This is a genomic window from Exiguobacterium sp. PFWT01 (genome assembly GCF_018255795.1).
Lineage (GTDB): Bacteria > Bacillota > Bacilli > Exiguobacteriales > Exiguobacteriaceae > Exiguobacterium.
Window position 1 is genome coordinate 2,427,501 of record NZ_CP073755.1, and the last position, 13,136, is coordinate 2,440,636.

Consider the following 13,136-nt stretch of genomic DNA (forward strand, 5'->3'; position numbering starts at 1 on the left):
TACAGCGTCCTAAGAAACGTTCACCGCTCAGAATATGGTCCGGTACTCAAGTATATACGTTAAAGAGACGACTTGAATGGATGACGGATAAACGAAAATATGTTTCAAAACGAAATCCTGACCCGATGCCATATCTGATCCATACACACCGCACTCCTCTATATCGCCAACTCCGAGATGTCGACATGGAAGTTCAGCATAACAAGGTTATCAATCTGAAGATTGCCATTGCCAAACTGAACGGCTCTATCCTGACTCCAAACGACGTCCTCTCCTATTGGAAGATGATCGGCAAGCCGACGAAACGTAAAGGATACGTCGACGGAATGATTCTTCATTACGGAAAAGTCACTTCAGGAATCGGTGGCGGACTTTGCCAACTGTCCAATCTAATCTATTGGATCACCTTACATAGCCCATTGACCGTGACAGAACGTTATCGTCACAGCTACGATGTGTTCCCAGATTACCGACGGGACCAACCTTTCGGAAGTGGCGCGACATGTTCTTATAATTATCTCGACTTACAAATCACAAACCAGACGGCACAAACGTATCAACTCCTTCTATATATAGAGGGAGATCATCTCGTCGGAGAATGGCGCTCGAACATCCCGAATAAAGAACAGTATCGTATATATGAAGAAAACCATCATTTCACCCGGGAATGGTGGGGTGGAACGATCCGACATAACCAGATATTTAGAGAAGTCACTTCAATGAACGGCACACATCTTCGAAATGAGTTCATCACAGAAAATCACGCGATCACGATGTACGATCCATTCCTTCCTGAAAATACTGCATACAAAAAAGCCGACTCGTAATAATAGAGCCGGCTTTTCAAATGAACTTATGCGTGTGGCAAGAACATGAAGTATGCCAAGAAGATGACCAACATCCCATACATGATCGGATGAATCTCTTTCGTCTTCCCTTTTGCAATCATCATGAGTGGGTAAAGGATAAACCCAAGCCCAATTCCCGTTGCGATTGATGATGTAAGTGGCATCATGATAATCGTCAAGAATGCAGGAACTGCAATCTCGATCTTTTTCCAATCGATATCAAGAAGAGCCGAAGCCATGAGCACACCAACAATAATCAGCGCAGGAGCTGTGACCGGCGCCGTAACAACTGCCAAGAGAGGCGAGAAGAACAATGCCAAACCGAAGAACAATCCTGCGAAAACAGCAGTCAATCCTGTTCGTCCACCAGCAGCGACACCTGCTGACGATTCAACGTATGAAGTCGCTGTAGATGTTCCGAAGATTGCACCTGCCACCGTCGCTGTCGAGTCAGCTAACAACGCCTTACTCGCACGTGGTACTTTGTTCTCTTTCATGATCCCAGCTTGACGCGCTACCGCGACGAGCGTCCCAGCTGTATCAAAGAAGTCGATGAAGAAGAACGTCAAGATGACAACGAGCATTTGAAGCGTGAACACATCACCGAAGTTGATGAAGGCTTGACCGAATGTAGATGACATACTCGGCGGCATAGATACAACGTCTGAGATTGCTGTCGGAGTTGGCACGAGACCGAAGATCATCCCGACAATCGCCGTCAACAACATCCCGATGAAAATACCACCTTTGATGTCGCGCGCCATAAGCAAGGCGCTGACCACAAGACCGAACACCGCGAGAAGCGTCGTGCCCGTTCCGAGCGAACCAAGACTAACAAGTGTTGCTTCATTCGCGACAACGATGCCTGCGTTTTTCAAACCGATGAAAGCGATGAAGAAACCAATCCCTGCAGCAACCGCCATTTTGAGCGGAGCCGGAATCGCATTAACAATCGTTTCGCGAATTCCTGATAACGTCAATACGATAAAGAAGAGACCTGATACAAGTACACCTGACAAAGCCGTTTGCCAAGAAATACCCATCCCGATGACGACGCTATATGCGAAGAACGCGTTAAGGCCCATGCCTGGCGCAATCGCAATCGGGTAGTTCGCGAGAAGTCCCATCGTCAATGAGCCGACTACTGCAACAAGACCTGTCGCCACGAAGACCGCTCCTGTATCCATACCCGCTGCCCCAAGGATGTTCGGGTTAACGAAGAGGATGTAAGCCATCGCAAGGAAAGTTGTAAATCCTGCGATCAGTTCCGTGCGGACACTCGTACCGAGTGCTGTGAGTTGGAAGTAACGATCGATCCGACTCGTTGTTGATGGTTGTTGCTGTTCTTGCTTGAGCTGTGTGCTCATTTGTTTTCCTCCTTGTGCTCGCCGTAAAACGAGAAAAGGCCCCCGGCAAATGACCGAGGACCCCACGCGAAACATACGAGGGCATACACCCTCATCTATGTCTCGCCGTAGTGAAATCATTTAAGGTGATTTCGTAGAGACTCTCGGGCCATATCCCCGACATTATACGGCAAAATATTTTATAATTGTTCGGTTATAATAAGAACGTTCTTATCGTATCAGCGTGAAAATAGAATGTCAACTAAATTCACGGATTTTACATCGATAAAAAACGTTAATGTTCGGTTTTAAGACAAAATAGAGGGGATATCCCCTCTGTTCAGCTTATTCCCATTCAATTGTTGCAGGTGGCTTAGACGTAATATCATACAGCACACGGTTAACGTGGCTGACTTCGTTTACAATCCGGACAGAAATCTTCTCAAGCACATCCCATGGAATACGTGCCCAATCAGACGTCATACCATCAATTGAAGTGACCGCACGGACACCGACAGCATAGTCGTACGTACGCTCGTCACCCATGACTCCGACCGAGCGAATCGGCGTGAGCACCGTGAAGTATTGCCAGATGTCGCGTTCAAGTCCAGCTTTCTTCACTTCTTCACGCAGAATCGCATCGGATTCACGCACGATCTCTAACTTCTCTTCCGTGATCTCACCGAGGACACGAATTCCAAGGCCTGGACCTGGGAACGGTTGGCGCCAAACGATATAGTCAGGAAGACCGAGTTCTGTACCGAGTGCACGGACCTCGTCTTTAAAGAGCGTGTTGAGTGGTTCGATCAACGTAAAGTTCATATCTTCCGGCAATCCACCGACGTTATGGTGTGATTTGATTGTTTGTGCTGTGTCTGTCCCACTCTCGATGATGTCTGTATAGAGCGTCCCCTGTGCGAGGAAGTCCATATCGACGAGTTTCGATGCTTCTTCATCAAATACGTAGATGAACTCGTTTCCGATGATCTTACGTTTTTGCTCAGGGTCCGAGACCCCAGCCAATTTCGTCAAGAAACGTTCTTGTGCATCGATTTTGATGACCTTCATGTTGAATCCGTCTGCGAACGTCTTCATGACGCTATCCGCTTCCCCTTTACGAAGGAGACCATGGTCGACAAACATACACGTCAACTGGTCACCGATTGCGCGATGAACGAGTGCGGCCACGACAGAAGAGTCGACACCGCCCGAAAGCGCACAAAGAACTTGCTTATCGCCAACGATTTCACGGATTTTCTCCACTTCGAGGTCGATAAAGTTTTCCATCGACCATTCGCCTTTCGCACCACATACTTCATAGATGAAGTTTTTTAAGATGTCGTTTCCGTACTCCGAGTGACGAACCTCTGGATGGTATTGGACACCGTACATTTTCAACTCATCGTTTTTGATTGAAGCGACCGGGCAAGACGGGTTCGTTCCATCGACGATAAATCCTTCCGGTGCTTCCATGACGAGGTCACCGTGGCTCATCCATACTGTATGTTCGACTGGAAGACCGTTATAAATCGCTGATGCTTCCGGCGTTGAGAACAATGTCGCTTTCCCGTATTCACGATGTGCGGCACGTTCGACACGACCACCGAAATGATGCGTCATGAGTTGCATGCCGTAACAAATTCCGAAAATCGGAATGCCAAGTTCAAAGATCTCTGGGTCACAACGATATGCGCCTTCCGCGTATACGCTGTTCGGTCCACCTGAGAAGATGATGCCGACTGGGTTCAATTCGCGAATCTCGTCTGCCGTCATCTTATGTGAATGCAACTCGCTGTATACGCCAAGGTCACGGACACGACGTGTGATCAACTGGTTATACTGACCACCAAAATCAAGCACCAAAATCATTTCTTGTTCTACTTTCACGAAATCTCCACCTTTCTGCCTTCTCCTCAAAAAAGGACGCGCCTCTCCCCCAGATTAACCCAAACCGAAGAAGAAGCACGCCCTTTTCTTTGTATACGAAACGTGCTCCTTCATAGTCGGTCCATTTACGGTGGTCCGGTAGAGACTCTCGCGCCAATTCACGAGTATATACGAAGGAATGCCATGTTCAATTATCTAACTAATGCGTCTATCTTACTTGATGCATCCCGTCACTTCAACTCATAATTCGACGAATCATGATTTTCCAATATTCTTTATATTTTGAATTCGGCTCTTGTTCTGCGTAAACAGCTTGCTCAAACAAAGCCGTCAGACGGGTCATATCATTCGTTTCATAGTAGGCATCGACCTCTTTGGCGAGTTCTGAAGGCGTACGTCCATCAATTTTAAATCCGTTCGCACGCAGTCGTTTCATCAAATAGCGGTGCATCGATATGAGACGCCCATCCGTGAGCGGACGACTCATCCACCAGACATACATGATTTGACGCTCGATGATTTTACGGTTCCAAACGAGGACCGCCACGAGGAAGAGAATGACAATCCATCCCCATACGGGCATGTTGCGTGCCTCCTCTTGAACATCACCTGTCGTCACGTCATCGATCAACAAATCTTCTTGCGGACGGTTTTGCGTATCGTTGTCCTGATTTGCTTGGGGATCGTTCGCAGCCGGTGTCGTGTCTTCCGTATCCGTCTCTCGTTCCATCTGCAATAAGTTGGCGTCCGAGAAACTGATGGTCGCTTCTAACGGGACCCAGCCCGCGCCTTCAATAAAATACTCGACCCACGAGTGGGCGTGACGATTTCGAATCGTATGTTCCTCTTCACCTTGAACGACCCCTCGTGTGTCACCCATCGTAAACCCTTTTACCCAACGCGTCGGTATGCCGTTCGCACGCAACAACACGGCAGCTGACGTCGAGAAGTTATCGCAATACCCGATTTGTGTGTCGAACAGGAACTGGTCAACATAATCCGTGTCCCCCTCCGGTTGTGCCACATTTTCGGTATCGTATTGAAATTCTCCATTTCGGAAATACGCTTCTACCGCTTCCGCCTTCTCGTTCGGTGTCTCACTCTCCGCCGTAATGTCAGCGGCTAAATCTCGTACACGCTCTGGCAACGATTCCGGTAGCTGTAAATAGACCTGTTGCTCTTCTTCCGTGAGCGACGTGATTTCTTCATTTAATGCAAGCTGTTCTTCAGAGAAAGCCGGGACACTATAACGAAGTTGGATCGTCCGCGGAGTCGATTGTTCCTCATTTTCAAATACAATCTTTCCGGACGGTTGCATCGTAATCGTCTCGTTCGGGAACGCCCGCTCGATGTCACCGACTCGAAATTCGGTACCGGACTCCGTTTCGATGGCTTGCGGATATTCTCCACCATAAGGAACGAACGGTTGTCGGCGCTCAAAACGTAATAATGCCTGTTCCGGTGTCGTATCCACTTCCGAGTCCACCAACTGACCACGATTGTAGTTCGAGTCAAGGACCGGTGCCTCAACCCAACCTTTCCCTGTATAAATCGCCTTGGATTCGATACGCCAATAGCGGGCCGGCACGCCGCGAGCGATGAAGACGATGCCGTCATCCTGTTCAAACGGACCACCTAGCGATTCGTCGTTCACTCCATACCCAACTCGGCCTGGGCCACTCCCATCTCCTTCCGTCGTCGCATTCCGGAAGCTCGTAGTGATCCGGTCAGACCAATCGCCTTCAAGCGTTGGCGAAGCGCTTGCGAGAGCCACGACGACACTGAGGAGTAGTCCGATACTGACGAATCGGACGAGCGATTGACTCGGTCGTTTCGCCAAATCGGTGACAAATAATAAGAGGAGCGATGTGACGATGGCATACAGGATGTTGCCTTCCCCGTCATACAACGTCCACGTATCAAAATAAGCCATAACCCCAAGTGTCGAGACAATCATCCCAAGTGCAAAACTGTAACTCGGATAGGTTCGTCCGACGAGCACGGCGAACAGCAAGCCGATCAGCGCCATGGCAGAGAAGAAAATTGCCTCATTCGGCAGCTCACCGCTCATGACACCCATCAAATCTTCCATCCATAGTCCAAACCAGTCCAGAATACTGCCATGATAGACATACAAGATAACGAGGAAATGAAGAAGCGAGATTCCAAGGAAAGCAGCCCATGGCAGAAGACTCGCTAACATCGGCACGATAAGCAGGAAGTAAAATGGCCACGTCACATCGAACGTCGTACTTCCGACAATCGGCTCAATCCAGAACGACAACAAATAGGCGGCAAGCGCCGTATAGACGATTCGGGTTACCCATGTCTTCATACCGTCACCTCATTTACTGCCGTGTAAAGATGATAGCTACCTTGTGTTTCGTGCATCAACTCTCGAATGGACGTCGTTTCAAACGGACTGATCAAAATCAAATCTCCAGTTTGTTGAGGCAGATTTTGCTTCACTCGTTCGACGAGACGTCCCTCGGCTTCTGGCGTGGCGGTCAATAAGTAATGACCGACTTCCGCACTCTGGTCGGGAAGATGGAACAGTCGCACCTGCTCTTCAATGACGTAGAGCTCAAACGGCAGATTTTTTCGTTCTAACTGACGAATCGCTCCAACAAGTAAGGACAGGGAACGTTCAAATGCCTCTTCGTACCCGGCAGAGACGGCAGGCACGAATACGAGCGAGAGCTTCTTCTCTTGTTCCTGGTCAAACGTCTTGGTCATCAAGTTCCCTCGACGTGCGGATGCCTTCCAATCAATCCGTCCGATTCGGTCTCCTGCCGCATACTCCCGAACTCCGCTGGTCGTATTGGCCACTTCGGTATACGTCCGCATTTGACGATATTGTTCCCCACGACCGCCGACATGTTCGTCTCGAGGTAAATCAAACGGCAATTCGGCAGGCGACACCTCGACGACCGTTTCGAGTCGCAACGTCCGCTTCCGGTCGAACAAACCGAACACATCGCGTACATGGAGCACGGTGCGGTCAAAGACATGAATCCCACGCTTGATCGCCCCGACCTCATAATGGACGACTTCAGCCTGCCGGAAAAAACGGTCCACCGGCACGACAATCGTATTGTCTTCATCCGTCAAATGTTGTGGCAATCGCTCCTCTAACGTGACCATCCCAATCAAGAAAGGGTACTTCCGTTCAATTCGTAACTCGACATCCATCGTTTGTCCAGAGACAAGTCGCTTCGTCGTCACACGGCGCACCACATTTGCCGCCGTGACCGGATAAATCATAAAGAGCGTCCAGTAGACGGTCAACACGACGAACGACCACCATAATGTTGAGGCGACGATACTGCCTTCGATGCGGGCAAATGCATACAATCCGAATGCCGCCGCCCATACAACGAACAGCTTCATCCAGTTTTTCATACTTCATTGACCTCACGATCCATCGGGACAGGCAACGTATCCAACCACTCTTGAATCAACTGATTCGGTGACTTCCCTTTATATCGCGCTTCCGCTGTCAAAAGGACGCGATGTCCGAGCACACTCGTCGCCATCGCCTTCACATCATCCGGCAAGACGAAATCGCGATTATGGATATACGCCCACGACTGAGCCGCTTTCATCAATGCAAGTGTGGCCCGCGGACTCCCGCCTAAATACGTATGCGGATCTTTTCGAGACTCATGCACCAATCGCACAATGTATTGTTTGACAGCACTCGATACGTGTACGTCTCTCACTTCACGTTGCATGAGTTCGACTTCTTGCTTTGTGATCACGCTCTGAAGCGCCTCGAGCGGCTCCTCTTTTTCAAAACGCGACAATAATGCAATCTCTTCATTGAATGTCGGATAGCCCATTTCGATTTTAAGTAAGAAGCGATCCAACTGTGCTTCCGGTAACGGATACGTCCCTTCATGCTCAATCGGGTTTTGTGTCGCCATGACGAAGAAAGGTGACGGTAACACTTTCAATTCCCCGTCCACTGTTACACTTCGCTCAGCCATCGCCTCAAGAAGAGCCGATTGCGTTTTCGGCGAGGTCCGGTTAATTTCATCCGCTAAAATGATGTTACCCATGAGCGGACCTGGTCGATATTCAAATTCTCTCGTTTTTTGGTTATACATCGAAATCCCGGTCAAGTCGGATGGTAACATGTCCGGTGTGAATTGGATGCGCTTAAAATCTAAGTCAATCGCTCGGCTGAACGTACGGACGAGCATCGTCTTCCCGACTCCTGGTACGTCTTCAAGTAATACATGTCCACCCGCCAGCAAGGCAGTGAGACTTTTTGCGATGACTTCTTCTTTTCCGACAATCACGGTTTCAATAGCAGTAATAATCGATTGGACAGTTGGACGGTACATGACGGACTCCCCTTTTTCTCTGATCTAGGATGACTGAAAGTTAGAATGTTCTGACTTTATTGTGACACAAGCGAGTGTCGGAAAGAAAGAAATACCGCACCCAAATGCGCTTCCTATTTCTTTACCCAAAAAACGTGTCCGTTCTTTAGAAAAAACGGGCACGTTTATCGATTACTCTGGACGCTTCACGTCAAATAATTCCCCAAGGGTCGCATAACTATTGCCGGCCATCCGACTGACAGGCGCAAGCCGTTTAGCATCGATGCGTCCTTGAGTATATAACTCTCGGTCAATATGGAAACGGACAATTCGCGCAATCAATAAATCGGCAGTCGTTTTTCCGTCATGTTCAATCGGCAAGTGATGATGGAGCACACATTCAAAACGGATTTTTGCTTCTTTGACCCCTGGCGTCGAAATCATATCACTCGGTTGAAGCGTAAAATCCGTACGCGACAGCTCACTCTCATCTGCCGCAAGGTTGGCGGCCGTCTCGTTCACGTTAATGACGTTCGTCTCATCTACGACATGAATCACCAGTTCATTCGTACGGAGTGCGTTACGCGCTGTATCTTTCATCACGCCGTCCTTTCGTTGAACCGAGACGGAGACGAGAGGAGGATTGGATGCGACTACATTGAAGTAGCTAAACGGGGCGGCATTAATCACGTCCCCATGTTGTGTTGTGACAAATGCAATCGGTCTTGGAACAATACTGCCAATCAATAATTTATATGTGTCTCGTTCAGTCAAAGCAGACGGTTCAATCGATAGCATAGACTCACACTCCTCTTTATCTTAACTTCAAAATAATCACTTCATCAGACAATGTCAACGCAAAGCAGGTTGACACGTGTACATTTCATGTATTTTGGGTAAATCGCATTATGTGTATATGATTTTAAACACTTCGTATAAGCAAATTGTTTCATTTTCCCTTCCCGGTCTCATAGAATTCAGGGCAAGGAAAGGATGACCTATCGTTTTTTATGTTCAAGGAAGGAAGTAGAACGAATGATCAGCAAGTGGATTGAACAATTGAACAGTCGTCAAATACTCAGTATTTTATATAGTGTCTGTGGATTCAGTCTGGTTTTAACCTTGATTGGAGCCTGGTTCGTGCGTGATGGAAATGTCTCTACTCTCGAACTCACTGCTCTCCGATGGATTTGGATGATTGGGCTCGTCATGTTCATCAGTGCCATCTTATTGATTGGACGCCCGCTCATCAAGCGGATGGCCGACCAGAACAGCAGACTGAAAGCGAAGAAAGAAAAGCTCGAAAACGTGTTGAACGAATCAAAATTAAACGAAATCAATCTTCAATATCGCAATGAATTGATTGAAGTATTGGCCTCGAAAGAATCCTTATTCGATTACTCTTCTGTCATTGAAAAGATTGTGTTGCTTACAAAATCTGAGTTCGGTGCCCTCTTACTCACCAAAGACGGAGAAATCACGTCTGTCGTACCGAAAGAGATGACCGAAGATCAGCAGGAAAGTCTAAAGAAAGACTCTCTTTTGCTTAAACGAGTCATGATTTCAAAGTTACCGGCCGCCACTTCTAAGCGGGTCGTCGATGCGTTACACACGTATCCATATTATATCTATGAGACGGTCATTCCCATCATGGACCCATCGGATAATAGTCTGATTGGCTGTCTTTACTTGGCGCGTTACGACGAACAGTACGACGCCAGTGAAAAATCGGAGTTGAACGCGTTCGCTGGTCAACTTGCCATCTCTCTTCTTCGCATGCAGCTTTATCGTCAGATGCAGCAAGACCGAAAAGAAACGGCACAATTAATCAATTCTGTACGGGAAGCCATTTTGTATGTGAACTATGAAGATGATACCGTCGTCGGGAATCGCGCCTTCATCCGCATGTTTAATGATTTACACTTCGACTACAAAGGATACGAAGAACTGTCTGCCATCGATATCGATATCGAGCAATTAGCAGAACGCGTCGATCAACATGAACAGTTCGTTCGATACTTCGAACGCGTCTTCACGCAAGACCCGCCGGAGGATGGGCTCACGATTTCAATCGACCAAGGCGATTGCTTCATTCAACTTTATGCTGAAAGCGTCTATCGGGACCGCAGACTTCGTGGAACGATGCTCGTCTTACGTGACGTCACGGCCGAAACGGAGATTGATCGGATGAAATCCGAACTCGTCTCGACCGTCTCGCATGAATTACGGACACCTTTGTCCTCGATTTACGGATTTACCGAACTGATGCTGTCACGTGATTTGAAGGAAAATCGTCGTGAACTGTATTTGAAGACAATCCACGATGAAGCGAAACGCCTTTCCTATCTCGTCAACGATTTCTTAGATCTTCAAAAGATGGAGTCTGGAAAGCAAGCGTTCGAGTGGGAACCGGTCGACTTATATCAGCTCGTCACAGACAGTGTCGCGTTTTATCAGGAAACGACGGACCGACATGAGCTGTTCATCGACGCCGATACCGAACAAGATTTTATCATTGATGCGGACTTAGAAGGGATGCGTCAATTACTCGGTAACCTATTAAGTAATGCAATCAAATATTCGCCAGATGGCGGGAATATCCTTGTATCGCTCGAACGCGTAGATGAAGAGGTCGTAATGAAAGTGAGAGACCATGGTATGGGAATACCGAGTGCATCACTCCCTCACCTCTTTGGGAAATTTTACCGTGTCGATAATTCTGACCGTCGAAAAATCGGAGGTACCGGTCTCGGTCTCGCAATTTGTAAAGAAATTGCCAAAGCCCATGATGGTCAACTCCATGTCGAATCGGTATATGGGGAAGGAAGTACATTCATCTGTGAATTGCCAACCTCAAAAGAACACATCATGCAATAACACGGTCCAAACGACCGTGTTATTTTTGACTCTTTTTTGCCTAATTTGGAAGGAATCCTTTGACAATATATAGAAAGGAAAGAAATCGATTCATTTTCGTAGATGTAGGTTACCCTATCCATTTATTTTTGCACGTTTTAAGTCGAAAACAAGATATACTGAATATAAAGAGATTGCTAGGATCGGAGGACTTGCCATTGGATCATCGTGACCCGCCTTTTTCAGAGATTGGAGATTTTAATCAATGGGGACGTTTTGAGATTGACGTACCTCACATGGGGGAGCAAGCGAAGTTTCAATCTGCCGCTGCTTTGATTCGGAAGCACGTGCCATTACGGCTTGGTGGTTTTTACATTGTTGCGAGCGAAGAGGAAATTTTGCATAGTGGCTCTCATGATGCGAATCTTCAAAAACATTTGATTCATCTATTACAGCAGGTCCTTAACGGTCATATAGAAGACGAACGCCTCGTCCAAGAACAAGTGTGGACTGTGCATTATTTCACGACACCATAAACGAATCGAAGAAGTACTTATCCCATATAAACAAAAAAATGACGCTCTCTTCGAGCGTCATTCTGCTTGTGACATAATTGAAATTACTTTTTCGTAATAGTCTGTTGCTTGCTTGTATTTCCCATTCTCCCTTAGCTCTTTCGCTAACCAAAGGGCATATTTTTTTGCGTATACGTACTCGTCGTGATCTTCAAAATAAGTCACAGCACTTTTTAGGCTCTCCATAAGCTTTTGAGAGTTCTTATCCTTAAAGTGATTCCAATAGATATTAAAGTGCTGATTGAATTCTTCGACCGCTTCATGTTGTTTCATCAATTCGTGCCCTGTTTCTAACCAATCTAAGACACCTTGTTCATTTTCCTGTGTTGCATTTACCTCTACTAATGATAAAACGCTGAATAGCTTACTTCTGATGTCCACTTTGTATTCAAAACTCTCCATGAAGTACGTAAGTGCCTTATCTTGTTCTCCTAACAACGAATAGATCTCTCCTATATTGTTATAAAGCATCCCATAATAGTTTCTTAAATCAGTTGCATTAGCGACTTTTAAGGCTTTTTGATTATAGGAGAGCGCATCTGCGTAGCGTTTTCGTCTTTTATAAGTCAATCCAATCACCATATGACACTCTATCATTCGCTCCAAGCAAAAATTCTCTTGAAAATATTTCAATGAAGCTTGAAGATTTTCAAGAGCCTGTGTGTTGTCGGTAAAACGGAAATATAACGCACCTGTAATGTAACGAATATCTGCAGCTTCCCAATCAGGTATTCCTGAATGAGGTAATTTATTTGTTATTTCTTCAATTAATTTATATGAAAGTTCTTTTTCGTTTTCTTGAAAATGTTGAAGTGCCTTCACTGTGTAATATCGAATACGATCATCAGGCGAAAGTTGGTCTTCAATCCATCCTACTTCAGTTACATACTTTGAATCACCACCTGGCATGACCCCAAAGCGGGCCAATGTAACCATAAGAGTTGTATACACCGATTTTGACTGTTTTACCGCAGGGTGATTCAAATACTTTTTAATTTCCCCTTGTTTGTCAAGGTCTTTCCGAGTAAGAATTGCTTCTTTCAAAATTTCCCTGATTTCTATGATAACTTTCTCTGATTGGTAGCTAAAATCATGATATAAAGGTACTTCAATTTCAAGCCGTTCAAAAAGAAGTTCTAGGACTTCCTCGCTAGCAGATGTCTGATTATTTTCAATTTTACTTAGGTAAGAAATGGAACATATTCCTCTTGCTAATACAGATTGTTTCATATTTTTTCGCAAGCGTTCTACTCTAATTAAATTTCCATAGTTATACTCCATTATTAGTAGTAGCCC

General features: G+C 46.5%; 10 protein-coding genes and 2 riboswitches (1 of these 12 only partly in view). Of the genes, 3 read left to right on the plus strand and 7 right to left on the minus strand.

What is annotated here, in order from left to right:
• Positions 1-827, plus strand: partial view of a VanW family protein gene (locus KD909_RS12520; protein WP_211781745.1) — the 3' portion only. 16 nt of this gene lie to the left of the window's left edge; 827 of the gene's 843 nt are visible here — the last part of the coding sequence; its start codon lies off the left edge, out of view; it ends in the stop codon at positions 825-827.
• A 26-nt stretch (positions 828-853) separates the two neighbouring features.
• Here KD909_RS12520 and KD909_RS12525 read toward each other — a convergent pair whose 3' ends face one another.
• From KD909_RS12525 to KD909_RS12550, 6 genes are all read right to left on the minus strand, one after another.
• Entirely contained in the window at positions 854-2,215 is a 1,362-nt protein-coding gene (locus tag KD909_RS12525; RefSeq protein ID WP_015880700.1) for an NCS2 family permease, read from the minus strand.
• Positions 2,216-2,303: 88 nt separating this feature from the next.
• Positions 2,304-2,405: riboswitch (purine riboswitch) on the minus strand.
• 134 nt (positions 2,406-2,539) lie between these two features.
• A complete protein-coding gene (gene guaA, locus KD909_RS12530; protein ID WP_159563679.1) occupies positions 2,540-4,063 on the minus strand; it encodes a glutamine-hydrolyzing GMP synthase in 1,524 nt (507 codons plus the stop codon).
• A gap of 111 nt (positions 4,064-4,174) precedes the next feature.
• Positions 4,175-4,275: riboswitch (purine riboswitch) on the minus strand.
• Between the two features lie 41 nt (positions 4,276-4,316).
• Positions 4,317-6,416: a transglutaminase-like domain-containing protein gene (locus KD909_RS12535; RefSeq protein ID WP_211781746.1), complete on the minus strand. Its 2,100-nt coding sequence runs from the start codon at positions 6,414-6,416 to the stop codon at positions 4,317-4,319.
• Positions 6,413-7,483, minus strand: a complete 1,071-nt coding sequence (locus KD909_RS12540; RefSeq protein ID WP_211781747.1) for a DUF58 domain-containing protein — start codon at positions 7,481-7,483, stop codon at positions 6,413-6,415. Before KD909_RS12540 ends, KD909_RS12535 begins: the two co-directional genes overlap by 4 nt.
• Positions 7,480-8,430, minus strand: coding sequence for an AAA family ATPase (locus KD909_RS12545; protein WP_015880696.1), 951 nt, complete (start codon positions 8,428-8,430; stop codon positions 7,480-7,482). Before KD909_RS12545 ends, KD909_RS12540 begins: the two co-directional genes overlap by 4 nt.
• Before the next feature lie 171 nt (positions 8,431-8,601).
• Positions 8,602-9,207, minus strand: a complete 606-nt coding sequence (locus tag KD909_RS12550; RefSeq protein ID WP_211781748.1) for a flavin reductase family protein — start codon at positions 9,205-9,207, stop codon at positions 8,602-8,604.
• A gap of 237 nt (positions 9,208-9,444) precedes the next feature.
• Here KD909_RS12550 and KD909_RS12555 point away from each other — a divergent pair, with 237 nt between their 5' ends.
• Complete coding sequence (locus KD909_RS12555; RefSeq protein ID WP_211781749.1) at positions 9,445-11,286, plus strand: ATP-binding protein; 1,842 nt, start codon at positions 9,445-9,447, stop codon at positions 11,284-11,286.
• Between the two features lie 197 nt (positions 11,287-11,483).
• On the plus strand, positions 11,484-11,801 hold the full coding sequence (locus KD909_RS12560) for a hypothetical protein (RefSeq protein ID WP_211781750.1): 318 nt from the start codon (positions 11,484-11,486) through the stop codon (positions 11,799-11,801).
• Between the two features lie 57 nt (positions 11,802-11,858).
• Here the strand turns inward: KD909_RS12560 and KD909_RS12565 are convergent, their stop codons facing one another.
• On the minus strand, positions 11,859-13,121 hold the full coding sequence (locus tag KD909_RS12565; protein WP_211781752.1) for a tetratricopeptide repeat protein: 1,263 nt from the start codon (positions 13,119-13,121) through the stop codon (positions 11,859-11,861).
• Between the last annotated feature and the right edge of the window lie 15 nt (positions 13,122-13,136).

What these genes read in the sequence shown, in the direction of transcription:
- KD909_RS12545 (WP_015880696.1), bottom strand. Translation starts at nt 8,430, where the DNA reads ATGTACCGTCCAACTGTCCAATCGATTATTACTGCTATTGAAACCGTG.
- KD909_RS12555 (WP_211781749.1), top strand. Translation starts at nt 9,445, where the DNA reads ATGATCAGCAAGTGGATTGAACAATTGAACAGTCGTCAAATACTCAGT.
- KD909_RS12540 (WP_211781747.1), bottom strand. Translation starts at nt 7,483, where the DNA reads ATGAAAAACTGGATGAAGCTGTTCGTTGTATGGGCGGCGGCATTCGGA.
- guaA (WP_159563679.1), bottom strand. Translation starts at nt 4,063, where the DNA reads ATGATTTTGGTGCTTGATTTTGGTGGTCAGTATAACCAGTTGATCACA.
- KD909_RS12550 (WP_211781748.1), bottom strand. Translation starts at nt 9,207, where the DNA reads ATGCTATCGATTGAACCGTCTGCTTTGACTGAACGAGACACATATAAA.
- KD909_RS12565 (WP_211781752.1), bottom strand. Translation starts at nt 13,121, where the DNA reads ATGGAGTATAACTATGGAAATTTAATTAGAGTAGAACGCTTGCGAAAA.
- KD909_RS12525 (WP_015880700.1), bottom strand. Translation starts at nt 2,215, where the DNA reads ATGAGCACACAGCTCAAGCAAGAACAGCAACAACCATCAACAACGAGT.
- KD909_RS12535 (WP_211781746.1), bottom strand. Translation starts at nt 6,416, where the DNA reads ATGAAGACATGGGTAACCCGAATCGTCTATACGGCGCTTGCCGCCTAT.